Source organism: Streptomyces sp. NPDC033221, from assembly GCF_055577005.1.
Genome location: NZ_JBVIQN010000039.1, coordinates 65,210 through 86,624, shown reverse-complemented (window position 1 = coordinate 86,624; position 21,415 = coordinate 65,210). Strand labels below are relative to the sequence as shown.

Here is a 21,415-nt window from a genome sequence, read left to right as displayed (position 1 = left end):
AACTCCCATTGATAGCAATGCATCAACGACACAGAACGCTCACGGTGACGCTCGTCGCAGACATAGAAGAGAGGGGCTCAGACCCCGTTGATAACGACCGGCACCGGCAAAACCCACCAGGCGTACGGGGCGATCCGCTCACTGACCGCCGTCGGCTGCGCGGTGCGCTGGCACGCCGTCAAGGCCGCCGACCTCTACGGTCAGATGCGCCCGCGCCCGGGAGTCGACGTCGAGTGGATGCTGCGCGACATCGTGCGCATCCCCCTGCTGCTCCTGGACGACCTCGGCGCCGCCAAGAACAGCGAATGGACCGAGGAGCTGACCTTCAGGCTGCTGGCCTGGCGCGACGAGAACCGCCTGCCGACACTGGTCACCAGCAACCTGGCACCGGTGCGCACCACCGCCATGGACCCGCGCCAGCCCGTCCTGCGCGACAAGGTCGGCGACCGCGTCCTGTCCCGCCTGTCCGGCATGTGCACCGCCGTCGAATTCCACGGCCCCGACCGGCGCTTCGCACCCCGCGGCTGACCCTCCCCTGCCCTAGCCCAACCGGCGCGGCCTTCGCCCCGCGCCTTCCCCGCCGCATCCCGGCCTGCCATGGCTCGCCCGCCACGGGCGCTCGTGGCGCCGCGCGCCGGCCACACGGCACATCGGAGCACTCCCCTTGCGCAACATCACCCCCGGCGACCACCCGCTCAGCGGCCTGCGCGGGCTCGCCGACCACAGCTGGCACCGGCGCGCCCGGTGCCACGGCCTGGACCCCGCCACCTCAGATCGCCTCTTCTTCCCCGGGCCGCGCAACCGAGCGGCCATCGCCCGGGCCAAGCAGATGTGTAGCACCTGCCCGGTACGCCAGCTCTGCCTGGCCACCGCGCTGGACACGGATACCAAGGAAGGCATCTGGGGCGGCCTGACCGAAGCTGAGCGCCGGCCCTTCCACGAGAAGGCCGAGCACCGCCTCGACTACGCCCGCATCCACGCCGTCCTCAACGGCCGCGACATCCGCCTGAGCGCCGCTGAGCGGAACACCGTCGCCCGCCACGCCGCGAGCCGGAACTGGTCCCCCCGAAGCCTGGCCCGCCTGCTGCGCGTGAACATCGAGTGGGCCAGCGACCTGCTGCGCGAGGCCCGACAGGACATCACGTACCGGGACCTGTGCTGGGCCGTCCACCAGCAGGCCGAGGAGGACGGCATCGACCTCACGGACCTGCCCAACGTGGAAGTTCCACCCCAGCGCCACACCCACGAACTGGTCGAGGAACTCCGGGAGGCCGCGTGACACAGCCCCCCACGGCACTCGCCGTCGCCCCCATCGGTTCATGGGACCGGCTGGCCATCATCGCCCTGGGCGCCGCCGGATGCGCCCTGAGCTACGACGCCCTGCAGCAGATGGCTGTCGCCATCCACGTGCGCGGATTCCTGACCTACCTCTTCCCGCTGGTCATCGACGGGTTCATCGCCTACGGCGTACGCGCCCTCCTGGTGCTGTCCGCAGCCCCCCTGCGGGCCCGGCTGTATGTCTGGACGCTCTTCGGCACCGCCACCTTCGCCAGCATCTGGGCCAACGCACTGCACGCGGTCCGCCTCAACCAGCAGACCAACCAGACCGGTCTGCGACTCGGCGACATGGTCGTCGCCATCTTGTCCACCCTCGCCCCGCTCGCCCTGGCCGGCGCGGTCCACCTGTACATCCTCATCACCCGCCACCACCCCGCAGACCAAAGCCTCCGGACCAGCCGGACCACAGACGGGCGGACCGAAACCGCGGCCCGGAGGGAAACTCCACGCGGCACGCGGACCGCGGACCAGACGGTCCGGCAGACCGGGTTGGGCTGCGCACCAGCGGACCAGCCAAGCCGGACCGGTCTGCCGGACCACTTGGCGGACCGGCAGACCGTCTCGGCCCCGGACAGCCACGCCTCACGGAACCGACTGCGGACCAACACGGCGGCGCAGACCAGGCGTCCGGCCCCAACAGTCCAAGCGGACCGGCGGGCCAGGTCGGTTTCGCGACACAGCACCGCATCGTCCGACGCTGCGGGCCACCCGGCGGACAACGCCCCCGCAGGGCGGGCTCACGCATGGCCGGACAGTGAATCGCGGGCGGACCAACCCGCCGCACGGTCTGCGGACCAGCAAGGTGCTTCAACCCCGGACCAGAGCGCCGGATGGTCTGCGGACCGCGCCACCGGGCCGGCACCGGACCACTCCAACGTCCGGTCCGCAGACCAGGCAGATGCTCCGGCCCCGGACCAGCCCTCCGGGCAGTCTGCCCGCCAGGCCGGTCCGGGTCCGGAGCGCACCACCGCACCGGCCGCAGACCGGACCACCGGACCGAACCCGGACCGGTCCGAGCAGAACGACAAGCCCACCGCCCAGACCGGTACGGGCGATCCGGTCCCGCTGAGCGTGCTCCTGCCCATCGCGCGCCAGGCCGCGCTGGAGGAAGGACGCATGACCCGGGCCGCGCTGCGCCCCTACCTGCGCGAGCGCAACATCCCGATCAGCAACGAACGCTTCCGCGAACTGCAGGAACGTCTCTACACGGACCAGGCTCTGGCGCATCTCCCCCGCCCGAAAAGGAAGTCCCAGTGAGAACATGCCGGCGCTTCGAGCGCATCAAGTCCGGGTTCGAGCGGGACATCCGCTTCATGCTCAATCATGCCGAGCGCCACCAGGGCTCGACGTCCGGCAAGGTCAGTCAGACCAGTGCCCTCGGAGCCCGTCAGCGGATGGCCAAGGCCCTCAGCCGCCACTTCCAACACTGCCGCGAATGCGGCTGAGACCGTCATAGGCGCACGCCACGCGCCGTCTTCCCCCACCTCACGGTCGTGGCCCGGGACCAGCACACCGGGCCACGACCCTGCAACTTCCGTAACGGATCCCACCGTATGCCGCAGCCTCGCCCACCCGCCGACCCTGGCATTTTCGCCGAAGCCGACGCCTGGACGACCGTCCTGGTCCGCTTCGGCCTCCTGCACACGGCTACTGCCCTGCCCACCGGTCAGTGGTTCGTCCAGCACCACCCCGACACCCCGGTCCGCGTGCTCGCTGGACCGCAGGCCGTCCTCGAACTCGTAGCGGCGATCCAACGTCGCACCTACGCCCCGGAGCGCCCCATCCGATGACGAACCCGAGTAACCCCCCGCCGTCCGACCAGGTGCAGCCGAGCGCCAAATCGACCGCGTCGCGAGCAAGTTATCCCCTTGGATACTCCGCCCAAGGCGGAGTATCCAAGGGCCCCCTCGCCCCGGCGGGGCAAGGGGGCGTCCGGCGCCGGGGGACGCCGGACGAGGAGGCTGCGACCGAGGGCGGATCGCAGCCACAGAGGCAGGAGCGGGGCACAGAGCACGCTCAGCCCGAGCCCGCCTCGCCGACGAAAGACCGCTCCCGCCGCCGCAAGTACCAACGCCGCCAACGCCCTCATGTACGCAACACCCGCTTCAGCGACGACGAACTCACCCGCGTGACCGCAGGCGCCAACGCAGCCGGCCTTACTCTCGCCGGTTTCCTCGCGCGGTCGGCCCTCAGTGCCGCTCGCGACCTCGACCGGACCGCCAGCACGATCGCCGGCGAACGGGAGATCATCGCTGAGTTCTTCGCTGCCCGCCGTCACCTCGGACGCGTCGGCAACAACCTCAATCAGCTCACCCGGGCCATCAACGCCGACGCTCGCCCACCCGATCTCGATGCCGTTCTCGCGGCCACCGAACGGGCCGTCTGCCGCGTCCAGCACGCCACCGACCAACTACTCGATCAAGGCTAGGAATACACGACCGGCATGGTCCCCAGGATTCACAAGCGCGGGCAGCGCACTCTCGGCCTCCTTTACTACTTGTACGGGCCGGGCAATTACGAGGAGCACGTCAATCCGCGCCTCGTCGCGTCCTGGGACAACAACGCGCCCGATCCCGGCCGCGACGGGTCCGCCACTCTCAAACAACTCCAGCAGCTCCTCGACCAGCCGCTGAAGAACATCGATGAGTCCGAGCGGCCCGGGAAACACGTTTGGCACCTGTCCGTCCGCAACGCCGCCGAGGACCGCATCCTCACCGACGAGGAGTGGGGCGACATCGCCCGCCGCATGGTCGCCGCTGCCGGCGTCGACGACCCCGACGACGGAGCGGGGTGCCGCTGGGCGGCCGTGCGGCACGCCGACGACCACATCCACGTCGTCGCCACCCTGGTCCGCGAGGATGGCTACAAACCCGACCTGGACCACGACGCCGCCCGCGTCCAGGCCGCCGCCCGCGTCTTGGAAGTGGAACTGGGGCTGCGCCGTCTGAACAAGGGCGACCGGACTGCCGCACAGCGGCCGACCAGTGCCGAACGCCACAAGGCCACGCGTCAGGGCCGAGAGCGGACCGTCCGGGAAGAGTTGCGGGAGACCGTGCGGCGGTCGGTGGCTGGTGCCGCCGATGAGACGGAGTTCTTCGCCCGGCTCGCCTCCTCGGGTCTGCTGGTCCGACGCAGGGTGGCCCCCTCGGGCGACCTGCTGGGTTACACCGTGGCGCTGCCGGACAACCGCAACCGGGAAGGCGAACCCGTCTTCTTTTCCGGCTCCAAGCTGGCGCCGGACCTGTCGCTGCCCCGGATCCGCGAACGCTTCGGAGAGCCGAAGCAGTCCGAAGACGGCAGGAGGCAGGGAAGGAAGCGTTCGCCCGGGGCCCCGGCCGCTGCGCGCCGTGCGGCGACGCAGGCCACCTGGCAAGCCCTACTGGTTATCGACCAAGGCGATGACGGGGCTGCCGCTGCCCAGATCGCCGCGGCCGGTGAGGTCCTCGACGCTCTCGCCAAGACCTCCGCCGCCCACACCCGCCGCGAACTCCGGGACGCCGCCTTCGCCTTCGAACGTGCCTCGCGCTCACACGTACGGGCCGAGCGCCGCCACGACCGCGCCCTGCGTCAAGCCGCCCACGACCTTGTGCACAGCGGCCCGGCACTGGGACGCGGGGAAGACGGCGCCACGACGGCGATGCTGATCGACACGCTGTTCTTCCTTGCCGTCGCGACCGCGAGCTGGCACGGCAAACGTCACCACGCCCAGCAGGCGGCTGCCGCCCACCAGGCCGCCGAGCATCTGCGCACCGCCTACCAGAGCGCGGCCGGCCAGCCGATGGGTGCCCTTTACCGCCGGGGCCGTCAGCTTGCCCAGCCGCTGCAGCAGCGGCAGGCCGACTTCGTCCGGCGGGCCGTGCCGGAGCTGGCCGAGCAGGTCCTGGCGGAACCGGGATGGTTCGCGCTGGCCGCCACGCTTGCCGACGCGGAGGCCGCGGGGCACGAGCCGGCCGGGCTGCTGTCGGAGGCCGCTGCCCGACGGGAGCTGGACAGCGCCGAGTCGGTCAGTGATGTGCTGGTCTGGCGGCTGCGCCGAGCGGCGGACCTGCCGGCGGACACTTCCGCGATGCTTACCGGTCCGTCGCCGACACCTCCGACTGCCCGGCCCGACCGCCGGCACGCTCGTCGGCGCGCACGGTGACCGTCACCGGTTCGTGAGTAGAACCCAGGCTGTCCCGTACGAGAGGATCTTCGTGGACCGCAGGACGAGGAGAGGGAGGCGACGTGTTCCGGCGCATACGTGAACGCCGTAACGAGCAGGCGGCTCAACGGCAGTACGAGGAGCTGACGCAGAACGCGCACCTGGTGCCGGCCCTGGACGAGATCCCGGACTTCCCCGAAATGGGCGCTGACCAGGACGCGGAGCAGGATTTCCTGCCCCGGGACCTGCGCGTGCCCTCGCGCGACCAGCTGGCCGGGCTGATGATGCGCTGGGACGAGCCGCTGGTGGTCGAGGGCGAGGTCCGTGCCTGCCCCGAGTGCGGAGCGTACCGGGCCTGGGTCGTCTTCCTGATGCGCGAGAGCATCTGGTTGCGCTGCTCCGCCGGTCACGAGACGCTCGAACCGCGCCTCGATGCCGCCTGGTACAACCGCAACAGCGGCCCGTTGAACAGCCTGCACGACACGGTCCAGGACGGCCTGAAGCACCTCGGACGCTGACCACGAACCCCCGCTCGCCGGGCGGAAGTCTGCTTCCGCCTCGGCCTGTCAGCCCTGTCGTCTACACCTGGGGGTTCTTCAGTGCGTCTGCGTCCCACCGTCCTGTCCAGCCTCGCCGCTGTCTCTGTCCTCACCATGTCCAGTTGTTCCCAGGCCACCCCGACCGTCCCGACGGGTAAGACGCCGTCCTCTCCGACCCAGCCCTCCGGCGAACCCGAGCCTGACTCCCCGCGGTCCTCCGACCAGTTGCAGGACCGGTTGCTGACGACCGCGGACCTCGGCCAGGGCTACACGGTCAAACCCGTACGGCAGACCCGCCACGACGATGTGACGGTGGTGGGCTGCCCGGCCCTGGAGAAGCTCGGCGATGCCGCCGCCGGCGGGAGGCTGGGCTTCTCGCGCCACGCGAGCGTGTCCTTCGCCTACCGCGGCGAAGCCGACTCGGAGGTCAGCGAAGACCTGTACAGCGACAGCGCTTCCAAGCTCTCGGCCGGAGGCCGGCGCATCTTCGCTGCGATGGCGTCGTGCCCGTCCTACCGGGTCACCGTCGGCAGTACCCCCATCGAGATCGCCACGGAGAGGGAGTCCGCTCCCCCTCTGAGCGAGGAGCAGTGGAGTCAGACGCTCACCTTCACCGTCGGCGGACGCAGCAGCGTGCTCAAGCAGACGGCTGTGCGTACGGGCACGGTGCTGGTGGTGGTCTCCGGCTCCCCCGGCCTGGTCGATGCTCACGTGCACAAGGCGGTCCGCACGGCACGTACGGCAACTTGATGCAGACATGCCGATAGGCCGGTGCCCGCCAACCGTTTCCGGTTGGCGGGCACCGGCCTATCGGCCACTTGGTCAGCTGGGCGGCAGGACGGTGAGTTGGTCAGCCGCCGCCTCCGGCAGAACGCGTCGCATCACCGGTGCCGGCGAAGCCAGGGCCGCAGCGAAGGCGCTCACGAGGTCGTGGGGCGTGGAGTGGCTGAACGTGGCGCCCCACAACGGCGGCTGGCCGACGGCGGGCTCGGCCCATGCCTGCCAGCCGGCCAGGCCCTCGCGCGGGTCCTGGTCCTCGATCAGCTCTGGCAGGGCACACAGGGTGAAGCAGCAGGTCAAGCGGGCATCCCACGCGGTCGTCTCGGAGTGGTCCACGTCTGGTCGCCACCCCTGGGCCGTGAGTGCGGCCATGACGTGGCTGGGGCCGTCGAAGCCGTCGGCCGGATCGGGACGGGCGTCGAGGGCCAGGGCGAAGGCACTGATCGCCTCGGGCGGGGTACCGGTGGTGAAGTAGGCGGTCCAGGCCAGACGTGCCTGGTCCGGCGCGGCTCGGGCGGAGACCTGCCAGGCCACCGGCAGGTCCGCGAGCAGGAGCGGCACGTCGGGCAGGACCCATTCGGCGCCGCGTAGGGCGTCCGGGCTGACGTAGACCAGAGTGCGCCGGGCCGTGGTCCAGCACGACCAGCCCGCGGCAGTGAGAGTGGCGCTGGCCTGCTGGGCCAGTGCGCCGTCGTCCCCGGCCAGATGCCGGGGAACGACCCAGTAGACCGGATCATCGGAGTCGGAGGTGGACAGGTCGAAGGGGTGGTGCGGATTCAGGCGCGCCTCCGGCGGTCGGTGGAACGGTTACTGGTCGGGGCTGGCCGGGCGGGCAGCGCTGCGGCGAGCGCGCCGAGGAGCCTCGGTGTCCGGGTGCCAGGTGAGCCGGCGGGCGACCTCGGGCGGAAGGTGGCCTTCCTGCTGCCCGTCAGCGAGGTAGACCACGGGACGGCCCCGTTCGTCCGTGGTGGCGACCACGGCACGTATGTGGTGGGACATGGGGAAGAAGGGGTTGACCGCCAGCCGCATCACGGCGTCACGGTCCAGGGCGGAAAGCTGGTCGATGATGTCGCCAACGGTGATGTCCATATCGGTGGTCACGCTGTTCTCCTTTGTGACGGGAGGGCCCGGTCGGGCCAGAAGATTGTGGCGAGGTGCGGCGGGGCGCGTCGGGCGTGGTGCGGAGGAGAGAATGGGCGGGAGGGCAGGTGGTGCCCGTGGTGCAGCGTGACGAGCCGGCGCCAGGAAGGCAGCAGTGGCGGTGACGGCAGCGCCAGCACGCTGGCCGGGTAATACTCCAGCGGCCGGTGATCACGTCGAGATTGACCGGCGCGGATATCAAGCCAGGCAGTGGTGTGAACACCGGCGTGTGAGCGAGGTCGCAAACGCCGGCCCAGGTCGCCGGTCCCCGCACCGAGCAGCCCCTAACTGTGCGCCAATCGGGCGGACGAACAGCGGGGCGCCAGCACCCCGCTGCTGTGTGCTCGTCAGGATGACTGGACCGGGCGGGAGGCCGCCAGGACTGCGGCTACGGCCGCAGCGACGATCTCGGCAGGCGTCTCGGTGTCGAACGATACGTCGTAGCCGGGGATTTCGGCGGTACCGGTGACCGCCAGTTTCCAGCCCTCATTGCGCGCGCCGGGCCGCCCGCCCGGGAACCAGCCGAGATAGAGGCGGCCGTCGGTCGAATTGATATGGACGTCCGCCCGGTCATCGACCACGAGCCGGAAATCCTCATTGCGGAACTGATCGATAACAGCACTGGGCTGGCCCGGACCCAACCGCCATGTCCGCACACGCAGCGCACCCACAGACGTCGAGAAACCAGGTTGTGCAAGGCTCACGGCCGGGATTCCCTCCTCTGACCTGCAGTTTTCTAGGGAAGGCGTCAACCTTGACATGCCCCTGCAGCCTTGCACCAGTCCGTTGGGCGCTTTCAGCGTCTGCCCCCGGCGAACTCGCTCGGACGACGGTTGAGCCTGCGGTCACCCGCCCGGAGCACAAAGGTCGCGTGTCGGGGCCTGCGACGGCACGCCCCGCACAGTAGGGCCGGACACTGCGTATACCAGCACCCATCCGGCATCCCACCTTCCTCAAGGGGCAGCATGCTCGCGACCATTGTCGACATCTCCCACTTGCGTCTGGTCGTACACCAGCGCCCAGTCACCAGCGCTTCAACGGAGCTGATTCGGTCCTGCAGCGGCAACCTGGATGAGGTGCGGGACTGCCTCCTGCACCATTTCGCCCCCTTCGGGAACTACTGCGAGGTGGGCCACGATCTCCATACGGTCTCGATGGGCGGCGCCGAGACCCGGCTGAGGTCGAGACCGGACGGCACCTCGTGGCACGCCGACCTCTTCCATGCCGGCTGGCTCAATCCCCCCTACGAGGCCCTGTCCTCCCGAAGCTGACACCAGACGACATGTAGCTGAGAGTTGCGACTGAGGGCCCGGGATGTTCCCGGGCCCTCAGTCGTGTCGGGCGGAGCGCTCAGGTCACGCGGCCTGTTTGACGGGCGGGAGTTCAGTGTCGAGCCAGGTGATGAAGGCGAGTGCGGAGCCGCCGAAGTGTTCGCGGACGCGGGCTTGGATCGCGCGGAGTTCGTGGCCGGGGACGAAGTCGTGGGTGGTGGTCTCGCCGCAGCCGCATGCGCAGTCGTGGGTGCGGAAGGGGCCTTCTTCGGGGAGGTCGCCGTAGGCGATGCTGTTGCGGGAGGCGTTATCGAGCGGGTCAGGCTGGTTGATGTACGCGTCGTACATCGGGTGCCCGGGGCCGAGGGGGTCGGCCTCCAGGGCTTTCTTGCGGCCGCGGTCGGTGTCGTGCTCGGTGATGCCGGTGATCTCGGCGACGGCGCGGACGAGGCCCTGGCCGCGATCGGTGATGAGTACGAACCGCTCGCGGCTGATGACCTTCGAGTTGAGGAGCCAGACGCCGCGGCCGGCCTCCAGGGCCTCGGCCTCGGTCATGCGCGGGAAGTACCCGATCGCATCACGGTCGAGCGCGTCGCCGGTCACTCGCTCGTAGTCGCCAAGCCTGATCCGGATCGCCATCCTCACCCTCCAACTTCCTTAGCTGGCACACCTTCTGACGGACCTAACTATTGCATGGCGCCAATGCAAAGTTAAGTCACATTCCCGAACTGGTGGCAAGCGAAGTTAGAGGGCGGCGCGAGCACCCTCAAATAACCAACGTTTTCTGAAGATCATCCACTCAAGCTCAAAAACACCTCGGGGGCCTTCAAAAACTCCTTCAGAAACCTGGGGTCTTCAAGAACCTCCGGGCACCGTTTTCTGAGAGGATCGGGGGCATGAACGCGCCTCTGGAGCCGTCCAAACTCCTCGTCGCCTCACCCGCGGTCCTCACCGACATCCGGATCGGGTACGCCCGGGTGTCGACCGGCGGGCAGAAGCTCGACCGCCAGATCGACGCCCTCACCGCCGCGGGCTGCCGCAAGATCTTCGCCGACAAGAAGTCGGGCAAGAACGACCTGCGCCCGGAGCTGAAGGCGTGCCACGCCTTCCTCGACCCCGGCGACACCCTCGTGGTGCCCAGCCTCGACCGGTACGGCCGCTCGCTCCAGGACCTCGTCAACATGGTCGCCGAACTCCGCGAGCGCGGGATCGGCTTTCAGTCCCTCCATGAGGCGCTCGACACCACGACCCCGGGCGGGCGCCTGATCTTTCACGTCTTCGCGGCGCTGGCCGAGTTCATCCGCGAACTCATCGTGGCCGGCACCCGCGAGGGCCTGGCCGCCGCCCGCGCCCGGGGCAAGGTCGGCGGGCGGCCGTCGGTCGTCAACGACGACCTCATCCGGGCGGCCCGGGACATGCTGCCCAACCCCGAGAACAGCGTCACCACCATCGCCGAGATCCTCGGCGTCTCGGTCGGCACGCTCTACAACCACATCCCGGACCTCAAGGTGTTGCGGACCTCCCGGGTCCCGCGCCAGCTGGAGGGCAGTAAGAACTCCTAACGAAATGATCTCCAAGGTGGTTGGATCACTTCGGGACTGATGATGATCCGGGGTGCGGGGTGCTTCGGCCGAAGCCCTGGGAAGGCGACGACGAGTTGTGGGCAGTGCACGCTGCGCCGCGGAGAACATAAATGCGTCGACAGCGCCCCTCGGCACCCGGCAAAGTGCCCGTCCGTGACGAGCAGTGAACTGTGGACCCGTGCGACCGCCGACCGCTACGACGCCGAGGAGACCGAAGCGTCCTCGGCTGCCGTTCTCGGACCGACTCTCGCCTTCCTCGCCGAGCTCGCCGGAGACGGCCGGGCACTGGAGTTCGCCATCGGAACCGGACGAGTGGGAGTCCCGCTCCGGGAACGCGGCGTGCCGGTAGTGGGCATCGAACTGTCCGAGCACATGGCAGCGGTGCTGCGGCGCAAGATCGACGAGAACATGCTCCCGGTAGTCATCGGGGACATGGCTACCACCGTCGTTCCCGGTGAGTTCACCCTGGTCTATCTCGTCTACAACACCATCACGAACCTGCTCACTCAGGACGAGCAGGTCGAGTGCTTCCGCAATGCCGCACGGCATCTGGAGCCCGGCGGCCGATTCGTCATCGAGCTGGGTGTGCCGCCGCTGCGGTTCCTGCCGCCCGGCCAGGTCGCGGTGCCGTTCGATGTCTCCGATCAGCATCTCGGCTTCGACACCTTCGACCTGGTCGAGCAGATTCTCGTCTCGCACCACTTCACCCGCGACGGCGACGGCGGCCGCTACCGCCGCGGCAACTCCCGGCACCGGTACGCCTGGCCGGCAGAGCTCGACCTGATGGCACGGATCGCTGGACTCGAGCTGGAACGTCGCGTTGCGGACTGGGACGAGACTCCGTTCACCCAGGACTCCGCGAAGCACATCTCCGTGTGGCGCAAGCCAACCTGAGGTCGGCCACCGGGCTGTCAATGTAGGCCGTGCCTGTCTTGAAACTCCTGTCGGGAATTCAGGCGTCGCCAGCAGATCAGTGCGCATCCGAGGGTGAGGAAGGCTTCGTGGATGTCGTCGCGTATCTCCCAGCGGATCCGCAGGCGGCGGAACCAGTGCAGGTGGGCGAATGCTCGCTCCACGACCCAGCGTTGGGTGCCGAGTCCGGAGCCGTGCTCGGTGCCCCGACGGGAGCGGCTTCACGCCGAGATCCCAGACGAGGCGGCGGTACTTGTCGTGGTCGTAGCCGCGGTCGCCCAGCACCACGTCCGGACGGTGCCGGGGCCGGCCGCGCTTGCCCCGCACCGGCGGCACCGCCTGAAGCAGCGGAATCAGCTGGGTGACGTCGTTGCGGTTGCCGCCGGTCAAGGTGGCGGCGAGCGGGATACCGGTGGCGTCGGTGATCAGGTGATGTTTGCTGCCCGTCCTGCCCCGGTCAACGGGGCTTCGTCCCGTCTTGGATCCCCCTTTCAATGCCCGTATGTGGGAGCCGTCGACGGCCGCCCGGGAGAAGTCCAGGGCGTTCGCGCTGCGAAGCTTGGCCAGAAGGACCTCGTGCAGCCGGGGCCAGACTCCAGCCTCGGTCCACTCGGCCAGGCGGCGCCAGCAGGTCATGCCCGAGCCGAAGCAGAGTTCCTGCGGCAGATGTTCCCAGGCGATCCCCGTGTGCAGGACGAACAGGATGCCCTGGAACACCAGCCGGTCCGGATGCCGCCTTCGCCCGGGGTGCCGGGGCCGACGCTCCACCTTCGGTAGCAGCCGCTCGATCACCGCCCACAGCTCGTGGTCGACTTCCCACGGCTTCGGCCGAGCCACTCCAACCCCCGGATCATCAGTCCCGGAGTGATCCAACCACCTTGAAGATCATTTTGTTAGGAGTTCTAAGTGATCCCCGCCTTCCATCGGGCCAAGGGCGGCGCGGCCCAGCTCGGCGTCGCACCCGGCTTGCCGGGCCCGTTCGGTACATACGAGGAAGAGCGGGTGTGTAGTTGCGGTACAGGAAGTGCCGCTGAGATTGATCACGGTCGGATAGGCGGTGCGCCGCCTGACCGCGCTCCGGTGATCACCCGACAAAGGCGGTGCGGAGAATGTCGGGTGATCGGGGCCGGTGTCGCCGCACGATGGGGGCATGGATGACACGACCTTGGTATCCCGTTTCCTCCGCGACGGCTTCGTGAAGTTGGAGGGCGCTGTCGCGCCGCGCGTGGCCGCGGACTGCGCGCGGCTGCTGTGGCGGGAGACGGGCTGCGACCCGGACGACCCGTCGACGTGGACGCGGCCCGTGCACTGGGTGGCCGGCATGGCGCAGGGGCCGTTCGCCGCCGCACCCAACTCCCCGTCCCTGCAGCGCGCGTACGACCTGCTCGTCGGCGCGGGACGCTGGGAGCCGCGCTACTCGCTGGGCACGTTCCCGCTGCGCTTCCCGCACGAGGAGGAGCCGGACGATGCGGGCTGGCACATCGAGGGGAGCTATCTGCCGGAGGGCGAGAGCTGGTACTTCACCAATCTGCGTTCCCGGGACCGGGCGCTGCTGATGCTGTTCCTGTTCAGCGAGGTCGGTGAGGAGGACGCCCCGACCCGGATCCGGGTCGGCTCGCACCTCGACGTGCCGAAGGTGCTGGAGAAGTACGGGGAGGACGGGGCGAGCGGGCTGACCCTCGCGCCCGATCTGGTGGCGGCGTCCGACCACCGGCCACTCGCCCTCGCCACCGGGTCCCCGGGCGACGTCTTCTTGTGCCATCCGTTCCTGGTGCACGCGGCGCAACCGCACCATGGGGTGCGGCCGCGCTTCATGGCCCAGCCGCCGCTGATGCCGGCCGCGCCGTACGAACTGGAGCGGGCCGACGGCACGTACTCACCCGTGGAGATCGCGATCCGCCGGGGTCTGGGACAGGACACCCCCGGTCCGGACGGGGACGGCACCGACTGCAGCGCAGCGTAAACGTGCCGCCATCGCTGGCAAAGTGGCGGTGAGAGAAGAGGGAGGAGGCAGGGCATGCTGGAGCGGCTGAACCAGGCCATGGAGCACATCGAGTGCCATCTCGACCAGGCCGTCGACGTGGAGGAGCTGGCACGCATCGCGGCCACCTCGGAGTACCACCTGCGCCGGATGTTCTCCGCGCTCGCGGGCATGCCGCTGTCGGAGTACGTCCGGCGCCGTCGGCTCACCCTCGCAGGCGCCGAAGTACTCGCGGGACGTGAGACGCTGCTGGAGATCGCGGTGCGCTATGGCTACGGCTCCGGCGAGGCGTTCGCGCGGGCGTTCCGTGCCATGCACGGCATCGGACCGGGCGAGGCCCGGCGGACCGGCGCCGCGCTCAACTCCCAGTCCCGGATGGCCTTCCGCCTCACCATCGAAGGGAGCAGCAGTATGCGCTACCGCGTCGTGGACAAGGCGGACTTCACCGTCGTCGGGCTCAAGACCCGGGTACCGCTGGTGCATGCGGGGCCGAACCAGGCGATCATGGACTTTGTCCGCGGGATCGACCCGCAGACCCTGGAGCGCCTGGAGAAACTGTCGGACCAGGAGCCACACGGCATCGTCGCGGTCTGCGACGACCTGGACCCCAGCCGCGCCGAGGGCACCGAACTCGACTACCACCACGGCGTGATCACCTCCGCGGCCGCTCTGGAGGGCACGATCACGTTGGCCGTCCCGGCCGGCACCTGGGCGGTCTTCACCACCTCGGGGCCGATACCGCAGGCCATCCAGGAGCTGTGGCGGGACGTGTTCACCGAGTGGTTCCCGTCGAACCCGTACCGCACCCGCACCGGCCCTGAGATCCTGCGCACCCGCCTGTCGCCGGAGAAGACCGAGGCCGACGCCGAACTGTGGCTCCCGGTGGAGCCCGAGCACGGCTGAACAAAGCGGCAGGCCCCGGGGCTGGAGAAGGCCGGGCGCCCGACCCCCGAGACCTACGCCCCGGCCCTGATCTGCTACGACGACGGCCACGGCGCCAGCGGCTGGAACCTGCGCCTGACCCGATAGGTCACGCCTCCGTACGGTCCGGTGCCGCTCCTCCGGCACCGGCTTGGGCATCCGGCGCGGCGCGGGGGCCGGGCACGGTGGGCAGCGTGATGTCGAGGTGCGCGGCCATGTCCGGCCCCGGGGATCAACCGAGCCGTGGTTGGCGCTGAGATTGATCATGGCCGTTTAGCACAGCTCATGGATGCGGCGTCGGCTTTCTCTGGAAGCCCGGTGGGCCCGGATGACGGGTGGCTACCGTCCGCCGGGTGCCGGTGGAATTCCTGACTGATGAGCAAGTGGCGGCGTACGGACGGTTCGTGGAGGAGCCGACGCGGCCGGAGCTGGAGCGGTTCTTCTTCCTGGACGACGTGGACCGGGACCTGATCGCGCTGCGCCGTACGACGGCGCACCAACTGGGCTTCGCGGTGCAGATGTGCACCGTCCGGTACGTCGGCCGGTTCCTGGTGGACGCTCCGCTGGACGTGCCGTGGCCGGTCATCGAGCACCTGGCCGCGCAGTTGCAGATCAAGGACGCGTCGGCGGTGAAGCGGTACACGGAGCGGACGAAGACGGCGTACGAGCACGCGTGGGAAATCCGGGACGCCTACGGCTACCACCCGTTCGAGGACGCGGAGTGGGGCCGCAAGTTCCGCGCGTTCCTGCACGGACGGGCGTGGACGGGCGCCGAGGGGCCGGTGGCTCTGTTCAACCAGGCGGTGGGCTGGCTGCGGCGCCACCGGGTGCTGCTGCCGGGCGTGAGTGTGCTGGCCAAGCAGGTCGCTTCCGTGCGTCAGGTCGCGGAGAAGCGGCTGTACGCGACGGTGGAGGGCGCCGCGCGGCGGGCGGACGCGTCGCTGTCGGCCGATCTGGTGGCGCTGCTCGGGGTGCCGGAGGGGCGGCGCATCTCGGAGCTGGAGCGGCTGCGCCGGCCGCCGACGCGGACGACGGGCGCGAGCCTGGCGAAGGCGTTGGAGCGGGTGGATGAGATCTCGGCGTTCCGGCTGGGCCGGGTGAAGCTGGACAAGGTGCCGCCGAACCGGCTGGCGACGCTGGCGCGGGTCGGCCTGGGGTCGAAGGCGCCGATCCTGGAGCGCACGCCGGAGCCGAAGCGCACGGCGCTGCTGACGTCGGTGGTGCGGCACCTGGAGGCGTCCGCGATCGACGACGCGCTGGATCTGTTCTCGGTGCTGATGCAGGTGAAGCTGATCAGCGCCGCGCGGCGGGCGACGGACCGGGACTGGCTCGCGGCCCGGCCTCGCATGGCGAAGTCGGCGCGGATGCTCGACGGGGTGTTCCGGCTGTGGAGCAAGCAGTTGGACCTGCTCACCGAGAGCGGTGCCGACCTGGACGCGGGCGCGATGTGGCGGGCGCTGGAGACGGAGATCGGGCCGCGCGAGGAGGTGATGGCCGCCTCGGCGCTGCTGGGAGAGCTGATCGGGCCCGCGGACGAGGAGGCCGAGGCGGAGATGCGGCGCCTGCTGGCCACCCGCTACAACACCGTCCGCCCCTTCCTGTCGCTGCTCGGGGAATCGCCCGCGCTGGGGGCGGCCTCCGGCGGCAAGCGGATCTTGGAGGCGGTGAAGCGGCTCCCGGCACTGGCGAGGCGGAAGGTAAAGGCCAAGCCGCTGCTGCCGCGTGAGATCGACGCCAAGCTGGTGCCAGCACCGTGGAGAAGGCGGTGTACTCCAACCCGGACCTGCCCGAGGGCGCGGTGGACCGCGACGCGTACGCGGTGTGCGTACTGGAGCAACTGTTCCGCGCACTGAACCGGCGCGACGTGTTCGCCTCACCCTCGAACCGGTGGGCGGACCCGCGAGCGCGGCTGCTGGACGGCAAGCAGTGGGAAGCCGTCTGCGAGGACGTACTGCACGGCCTGAGCCTGGACGACCCGGTCGCCGAACACCTGGCCGGGCGGGTACGGGCTTTGGACGCGGCCTGGCAGCTGATGGCCGAACGCCTGGAGGAGGCCGGGCAGGACGCGAAGCTCAGCTTCGAGGTCCAGCCCAACGGCCGGTTAAAGCTGAACGTCGACCGCCTCGGCGCGCTCGGCGAGAGCGAGTCCCTGAAGTGGCTACGCAAGACCACCGCGAAGATGCTCCCGAAGATCGACCTGCCGGACCTGCTGTTCGAGGTGGACTCCTGGACCGGATTCCTGGACGCCTTCGTGCACCTCGGGGACGGCCGCACCCGCATGGAGAACCTGAAGACCTCCCTGGTCGCACTACTGGTCAGCGAGGCATGCAACATCGGTTACACCCCCGTCATCGACGCCGACGACGAGGCACTCACCCGCGCCCGGCTGGTCCACGTCGACCAGTACTACCTGCGCGCCGACACCATCGCCGCGGCGAACGCGAAGCTGATCGAAGCCCAGGGACGGGTGCCAATCGTGGAGCACTGGGGCGAGGGCCTGCTCGCGTCCGTCGACGGACTGCGGTTCGTCGTGCCCAAGCGGACCATCAACGCCGGTCCGTCGCCGAAGTACTACCACTTCAAACGGGGCATCACCTGGCTCAACGCTGTGAACGACCAGGTAGCGGGCATCGGCCAGATGGTCGTGCCCGGCACCCCGCGCGACTCCCTGCACATCCTGGACACCCTGCTGAACCTGGACGCCGGGGTGAAGCCGGACATGGTGGCCACCGACAACGCCTCCTACTCCGACATGGTGTTCGGCCTGTTCTCCCTGCTCGGCTACAACTTCTCGCCCCGCTTCCGCGACCTGGCCGACCAGAGGTTCTGGCGGGCGGAGCTGCCGGGGGTGGAGACCGGCGGGTACGGGCCGTTGGAGCCTCTGGCCTGCAACAAGGTGAATCTGAACAAGGTGATCACGCACTGGCCGGACATGCTCCGGGTGGTCGGCTCCCTGGTCACCGGGCAGGTCCGCGCCTACGACCTGCTGCGGATGTTCGGCCGCGAGGGACGCCCCACCCCGCTGGGCACCGCGTTCGCCGAATACGGCCGGATCGCCAAGACCCTGCACCTGCTACGGGTGGTCGACCCGGTCGACGACACCTACCGGCGGCAGATGAACCGGCAGCTCACCGTGCAGGAGTCCCGCCACAAGCTCGCCCGGGACATCTGCCACGGAAAGCGCGGGCAGATCATGCAGGCGTACAAGACGGGCCAGGAGGACCAGCTCGGCGCGCTCGGTCTCGTGCTCAATGCCGCCGTACTGTGGACGACCCGCTATCTCGACGCCGCAGTTGAGGAGTTGCGGGCCCTGCCCGCCGAGGAGCGCGAGCACGACGTCCTGGACGAAGACGTCGCCCGCGTCTCCCCGCTCAAGCACGCCAACCTCAACGTGCTCGGCCGCTACAGCTTCCGCGCCTCCACTCCGGTCGACGGCGGTCTGCGCCCGCTGCGCGACCCGGGGGCCGGCGGTCTCGACGAGGACGACGACGGGGCAGACGCCTGACGGCCGTTGCGTGTTCTGCCCTCGATTTAGTGTTTGCCGAGGCGGTTCTGTGGAGTGTCCGGCTCGGTACGCTTTTACCGGCATAGGGGCATACGGGCATAGGGCTGGCCGTCTTGCAGGGGGATGACATGTTGGATCAGGCATTGGTTGTTCTGGCTTCGGCGTTCGGGGCGGCGGTGGCTTCGGCGGCCGGCACCGAGGTGTGGTCGGGATTCCGGGACCGGGCGGCCCGGATCTTCGGCCGCCGGGACGCGCGGGAAACCCAGGTAGTCCTGGAACGACTGGACCGTACGGCCCTTGCACTGGAGCGCGCCGACCCTGGTGGCGCCGACCAGGTCCGTAACCGGCTGGAAGCATCCTGGCAGGCCCGGTGCGAGGACCTGCTGGAGAGTCTGGACGAGGCGGACCGCGAGGAAGCCGCCGGGCAACTGCGTGAACTGGTGGCCCGGCAGGCCGCCGGCGCAGTTACGGCCGGGGACGACGGCATCGCCATCGGCGGCAATGCCGACATCAAGGCCGACCGCGGGTCGGCGGCCGCCCTGCGCATGGGGGACGTGACTCTTGGAAACCCTCCGGTGCCGGGTCCGGAGCAGGGCTGACCGCACCCGGCACAGGCCAGGCCCCGTATATCTCTGCGCAGACATCGCTCTACGCGCAGTCCGGAGCCCTGGTGGTCGGCCGCGCCGATTCGGTGACGCACCATGCCGCGCCGCGGGCGCCGCTCTCCTGGCCGCGGCCGCCGGTCGGGGTGGTCCCGCGGCAGGCGGACTGTTTCCAGCACCGCGATGCCGTCGATGCCTTGGATCAAGCGGTGGCCGGGGGCGGGACGCAAACGCTGTCCGGGACTGGTGGGGTCGGCAAGACGCAGCTCGCCGCCCACCACGCCCGCACTGCGTGGCAGTCCGGGGCGGTGGATCTGCTGGTGTGGGTAACCGCGACCAGCAGAAACGCGGTCCTGAGCGCCTACGCCGAGGCCGCCGTCACGGTGACCGACCCCGACGACCTTCAACGGGCCGGTCTCGACGACCCTGAGCGGGCCGCTGTCCGTTTCCTGGCCTGGGCCCAGTCCACCGACCGACGATGGCTGATCGTGCTCGACGACATGAGTTACCCCGCGCACCTGAACGGCACGGACGGGCGGGGTGACCTGTGGCCGCCCGCGCGCCCGAACGGCCGCACCGTGGTCACCACCCGCCGCCGCGACGCCGCCCTGCCCGGCTACCCCATCGACGTCGGCCTGTTCACCAAGAGCGAGGCCGCCGACTACCTGCGGGCCAAACTCGCCGCCCAAGGCCGCCACGACGACCCCGAGCAGATCGTGGCGCTCGCCCGCGACCTGGGCCATCTGCCGCTGGCCCTGGCCCAGGCCGTCACCTATCTCCTCGACCTCCACCTGGACTGCGCCACCTACCGCAAGCGGCTGGCCGACCGCACCCGCACGCTGCCCGACCTTGTCCCAGAGGACAGCGGCTTACCAGATGCCCACCGGGCCACGGTGGCTGCCACCTGGTCGCTATCCATCGAACACGCCGACCGGCTCCGCCCGAGCGGCCTGGCCCGCCCCATGCTCCACCTGGCGGCCCTGCTCGACCCCAACGGCATCCCCGCCACCGTCCTGACCTCGCCCCCAGCCCTCGTCTACCTCACCGAACACCGCACCCCCGACGGTGGCACCGATCCCGACGTACCCCCGCACGCGGTCGGGGTGGACGACGCGGCCGACGCACTGCGCTGCCTACACCGGCTCAGCCTGGCCGACCACACCCCCCACACTCCTCACCAGGAGGTACGCGTCCACAACCTCGTCCAACGTGCCACCCGCGAAGCCCTCAGCCCCACCGCACGCGACCTGGCGGCCCGTGCCTGCGCCGACGCCCTATACGAAACCTGGCCCGAGATCGAACGCGACACCGCCCTCGCCCAGGCTCTGCGCGCCAACACCGCCGCCCTGACCGCCCACGCCGCAGACGCTTTGTGGCAACCCGACTGCCACCCGGTCCTCTTCCACACCGGAATCAGCCTCGGCCACACCGGACTTGTCGCCGCCGCCCGCACCCATTTCCTGGACTTGTGCACCACCGCCCGCCAGACCCTGGGCCCCGACCACCCCGATACCCTGGCCGCCCGCCACAACCTGGCCCGGTGGCGGGGGGAGGCGGGGGATGCGGCCGGGGCCGTCACCGCGCTCACGGAACTACTGGCCGACTCCTTGCGGGTGCTGGGCCCAGACGACCCTGACACCTTGACCGACCGCCACAGCCTGGCCCGGTGGCGGGGGGAGGCGGGGGATGCGGCCGGGGCCGTCACCGCGCTCACGGAACTACTGGCCGACTCCTTGCGGGTGCTGGGCGCCGACCACCCTGACACCCTGGCCGCCCGCCACAACCTGGCCCGGTGGCGGGGGGAGGCGGGGGATGCGGCCGGGGCCGTCACCGCGCTCACGGAACTACTGGCCGACTCCTTGCGGGTGCTGGGCGCCGACCACCCTGACACCCTGGCCGCCCGCCACAACCTGGCCCGGTGGCGGGGGAAGGCGGGGGACTCGGCCGGCGCCGCCGCCGGGCTCACCGAACTACTGGCCGACTCCTTGCGGGTGCTGGGCCCCGACCACCCCGACACCCTGACCGCGCGGGCCAACCTGGCCCGGTGGCGAGGGGAGGCGGGGGACTCGGCCGGCACCGCCGCCGGGCTCACCGAGGTGCTGACCGACCGGCTGCGGGTGTTGGGCCCCGACCACCCCGACACCCTGGCCGCGCGGGCCAACCTGGCCCGGTGGCGAGGGGAGGCGGGGGACGCGGCCGGAGCCGCCACGACGTACGCCGAGGTACTGGCCGACTCCCTGCGCGTGCTGGGCCCCGACCACCCCAACACCCTGACCGTCCGCCACAACCTGGCCCGGTGGCGAGGGGAGGCAGGGGATGCGGTCGGGGCTGTCACCGCGCTCACCGCGGCATTACCCGACGTCTTGCGGGTGTTGGGCCCCGACCACCCTGACACCCTGACCGCCCGCCACGGCCTGGCCCGGTGGCGGGGGGAGGCGCGGGACGCGGCCGGAGCCGCCACGACGTACGCCGAGGTACTGGCCGACTCCCTGCGCGTGCTGGGCCCCGACCACCCCGACACCCTGATCACACGGGCCGCCCTGGCCCACTGGCGGGGGGAGGCGGGGGATGCGGTCGGGGCCGTCACGGCGCTCACCGAACTACTGGCCGACGTCTTGCGGGTGTTGGGCCCCGACCACCCTGACACCCTGACCGCCCGCCACGGCCTGGCCCGGTGGCGGGGGGAGGCGCGGGACGCGGCC

19 protein-coding genes and 3 pseudogenes are annotated in these 21,415 nt (G+C 70.3%); 17 read left to right on the top strand and 5 right to left on the bottom strand.

Annotated features, from left to right (window positions below):
• Positions 1–93: 93 nt before the first annotated feature.
• The 9 genes and pseudogenes from ACZ53K_RS36010 to ACZ53K_RS35970 all read left to right on the top strand — a co-directional run.
• Positions 94–528: pseudogene (locus ACZ53K_RS36010) on the top strand (ATP-binding protein); the annotation flags it as partial.
• A 136-nt stretch (positions 529–664) separates the two neighbouring features.
• Complete coding sequence (locus ACZ53K_RS36005; RefSeq protein ID WP_468845318.1) at positions 665–1,279, top strand: WhiB family transcriptional regulator; 615 nt, start codon at positions 665–667, stop codon at positions 1,277–1,279.
• Complete coding sequence (locus ACZ53K_RS36000) at positions 1,276–2,595, top strand: DUF2637 domain-containing protein (RefSeq protein WP_468845315.1); 1,320 nt, start codon at positions 1,276–1,278, stop codon at positions 2,593–2,595. The genes ACZ53K_RS36005 and ACZ53K_RS36000 overlap by 4 nt, the downstream gene beginning before the upstream one ends.
• The gene (locus ACZ53K_RS35995) at positions 2,592–2,783 is read left to right on the top strand and encodes a hypothetical protein (protein ID WP_053804461.1); all 192 of its coding nucleotides are present in this window, start codon (positions 2,592–2,594) and stop codon (positions 2,781–2,783) included. The genes ACZ53K_RS36000 and ACZ53K_RS35995 overlap by 4 nt, the downstream gene beginning before the upstream one ends.
• Positions 2,784–2,891: 108 nt before the next feature.
• Positions 2,892–3,128 (top strand): hypothetical protein, encoded by a 237-nt coding sequence (locus tag ACZ53K_RS35990; protein WP_468845312.1) that lies wholly within the window; start codon positions 2,892–2,894, stop codon positions 3,126–3,128.
• A complete protein-coding gene (locus ACZ53K_RS35985) occupies positions 3,125–3,766 on the top strand; it encodes a plasmid mobilization protein (protein ID WP_468845309.1) in 642 nt (213 codons plus the stop codon). Before ACZ53K_RS35990 ends, ACZ53K_RS35985 begins: the two co-directional genes overlap by 4 nt.
• A gap of 15 nt (positions 3,767–3,781) precedes the next feature.
• Positions 3,782–5,479: a relaxase/mobilization nuclease domain-containing protein gene (locus ACZ53K_RS35980; RefSeq protein ID WP_468845306.1), complete on the top strand. Its 1,698-nt coding sequence runs from the start codon at positions 3,782–3,784 to the stop codon at positions 5,477–5,479.
• 83 nt (positions 5,480–5,562) lie between these two features.
• On the top strand, positions 5,563–5,997 hold the full coding sequence (locus ACZ53K_RS35975; protein ID WP_468845303.1) for a hypothetical protein: 435 nt from the start codon (positions 5,563–5,565) through the stop codon (positions 5,995–5,997).
• A gap of 135 nt (positions 5,998–6,132) precedes the next feature.
• Positions 6,133–6,768: a hypothetical protein gene (locus ACZ53K_RS35970; RefSeq protein WP_468845301.1), complete on the top strand. Its 636-nt coding sequence runs from the start codon at positions 6,133–6,135 to the stop codon at positions 6,766–6,768.
• A 72-nt stretch (positions 6,769–6,840) separates the two neighbouring features.
• On the opposite strand, the gene ACZ53K_RS35965 is transcribed toward ACZ53K_RS35970, so the two are convergent.
• The 3 genes from ACZ53K_RS35965 to ACZ53K_RS35955 form a co-directional block, all read right to left on the bottom strand.
• Positions 6,841–7,413 carry an SPDY domain-containing protein gene (locus ACZ53K_RS35965; protein ID WP_468845330.1) on the bottom strand — a complete coding sequence of 191 codons (573 nt, stop codon included), beginning with the start codon at positions 7,411–7,413 and terminating at the stop codon, positions 6,841–6,843.
• 192 nt (positions 7,414–7,605) lie between these two features.
• Entirely contained in the window at positions 7,606–7,899 is a 294-nt protein-coding gene (locus tag ACZ53K_RS35960) for a hypothetical protein (protein WP_468845298.1), read from the bottom strand.
• Positions 7,900–8,285: 386 nt separating this feature from the next.
• Entirely contained in the window at positions 8,286–8,642 is a 357-nt protein-coding gene (locus ACZ53K_RS35955) for an SPDY domain-containing protein (protein ID WP_468845296.1), read from the bottom strand.
• Between the two features lie 261 nt (positions 8,643–8,903).
• Here ACZ53K_RS35955 and ACZ53K_RS35950 point away from each other — a divergent pair, with 261 nt between their 5' ends.
• Positions 8,904–9,209, top strand: coding sequence for a hypothetical protein (locus ACZ53K_RS35950; protein WP_468845293.1), 306 nt, complete (start codon positions 8,904–8,906; stop codon positions 9,207–9,209).
• A gap of 84 nt (positions 9,210–9,293) precedes the next feature.
• Here the strand turns inward: ACZ53K_RS35950 and ACZ53K_RS35945 are convergent, their stop codons facing one another.
• Positions 9,294–9,848, bottom strand: a complete 555-nt coding sequence (locus tag ACZ53K_RS35945) for a hypothetical protein (RefSeq protein WP_468845328.1) — start codon at positions 9,846–9,848, stop codon at positions 9,294–9,296.
• Positions 9,849–10,105: 257 nt separating this feature from the next.
• Between ACZ53K_RS35945 and ACZ53K_RS35940 the strand changes: the two genes are divergently transcribed.
• The gene (locus ACZ53K_RS35940) at positions 10,106–10,771 is read left to right on the top strand and encodes a recombinase family protein (RefSeq protein ID WP_468845290.1); all 666 of its coding nucleotides are present in this window, start codon (positions 10,106–10,108) and stop codon (positions 10,769–10,771) included.
• 174 nt (positions 10,772–10,945) lie between these two features.
• Positions 10,946–11,686 (top strand): class I SAM-dependent DNA methyltransferase, encoded by a 741-nt coding sequence (locus ACZ53K_RS35935; protein ID WP_468845287.1) that lies wholly within the window; start codon positions 10,946–10,948, stop codon positions 11,684–11,686.
• Positions 11,687–11,703: 17 nt separating this feature from the next.
• Here ACZ53K_RS35935 and ACZ53K_RS35930 read toward each other — a convergent pair.
• A pseudogene (locus ACZ53K_RS35930) lies at positions 11,704–12,541 on the bottom strand (IS5 family transposase).
• 313 nt (positions 12,542–12,854) lie between these two features.
• On the opposite strand from ACZ53K_RS35930, the gene ACZ53K_RS35925 reads away from it, so the two are divergent.
• The 5 genes and pseudogenes from ACZ53K_RS35925 to ACZ53K_RS35905 form a co-directional block, all read left to right on the top strand.
• Positions 12,855–13,667, top strand: coding sequence for a phytanoyl-CoA dioxygenase family protein (locus ACZ53K_RS35925; RefSeq protein ID WP_468845285.1), 813 nt, complete (start codon positions 12,855–12,857; stop codon positions 13,665–13,667).
• 54 nt (positions 13,668–13,721) lie between these two features.
• Positions 13,722–14,588 (top strand): AraC family transcriptional regulator, encoded by an 867-nt coding sequence (locus ACZ53K_RS35920; protein WP_468845283.1) that lies wholly within the window; start codon positions 13,722–13,724, stop codon positions 14,586–14,588.
• Positions 14,589–14,959: 371 nt separating this feature from the next.
• Positions 14,960–18,111, top strand: a pseudogene (locus ACZ53K_RS35915) (Tn3 family transposase).
• Positions 18,112–18,239: 128 nt separating this feature from the next.
• The gene (locus ACZ53K_RS35910; RefSeq protein WP_468845280.1) at positions 18,240–18,710 is read left to right on the top strand and encodes a hypothetical protein; all 471 of its coding nucleotides are present in this window, start codon (positions 18,240–18,242) and stop codon (positions 18,708–18,710) included.
• Between the two features lie 200 nt (positions 18,711–18,910).
• Positions 18,911–21,415: tetratricopeptide repeat protein (locus tag ACZ53K_RS35905; protein ID WP_468845277.1), on the top strand; the 2,505-nt coding region annotated here is incomplete at its 3' end.

Coding starts and splice junctions, on each gene's coding strand:
- ACZ53K_RS35980 (WP_468845306.1), top strand. CDS start 3,782: ATGGTCCCCAGGATTCACAAGCGCGGGCAGCGCACTCTCGGCCTCCTT.
- ACZ53K_RS35985 (WP_468845309.1), top strand. CDS start 3,125: ATGACGAACCCGAGTAACCCCCCGCCGTCCGACCAGGTGCAGCCGAGC.
- ACZ53K_RS35970 (WP_468845301.1), top strand. CDS start 6,133: ATGTCCAGTTGTTCCCAGGCCACCCCGACCGTCCCGACGGGTAAGACG.
- ACZ53K_RS35920 (WP_468845283.1), top strand. CDS start 13,722: ATGCTGGAGCGGCTGAACCAGGCCATGGAGCACATCGAGTGCCATCTC.
- ACZ53K_RS35945 (WP_468845328.1), bottom strand. CDS start 9,848: ATGGCGATCCGGATCAGGCTTGGCGACTACGAGCGAGTGACCGGCGAC.
- ACZ53K_RS35950 (WP_468845293.1), top strand. CDS start 8,904: ATGCTCGCGACCATTGTCGACATCTCCCACTTGCGTCTGGTCGTACAC.
- ACZ53K_RS35925 (WP_468845285.1), top strand. CDS start 12,855: ATGGATGACACGACCTTGGTATCCCGTTTCCTCCGCGACGGCTTCGTG.
- ACZ53K_RS35990 (WP_468845312.1), top strand. CDS start 2,892: ATGCCGCAGCCTCGCCCACCCGCCGACCCTGGCATTTTCGCCGAAGCC.
- ACZ53K_RS35940 (WP_468845290.1), top strand. CDS start 10,106: ATGAACGCGCCTCTGGAGCCGTCCAAACTCCTCGTCGCCTCACCCGCG.
- ACZ53K_RS35910 (WP_468845280.1), top strand. CDS start 18,240: ATGTTGGATCAGGCATTGGTTGTTCTGGCTTCGGCGTTCGGGGCGGCG.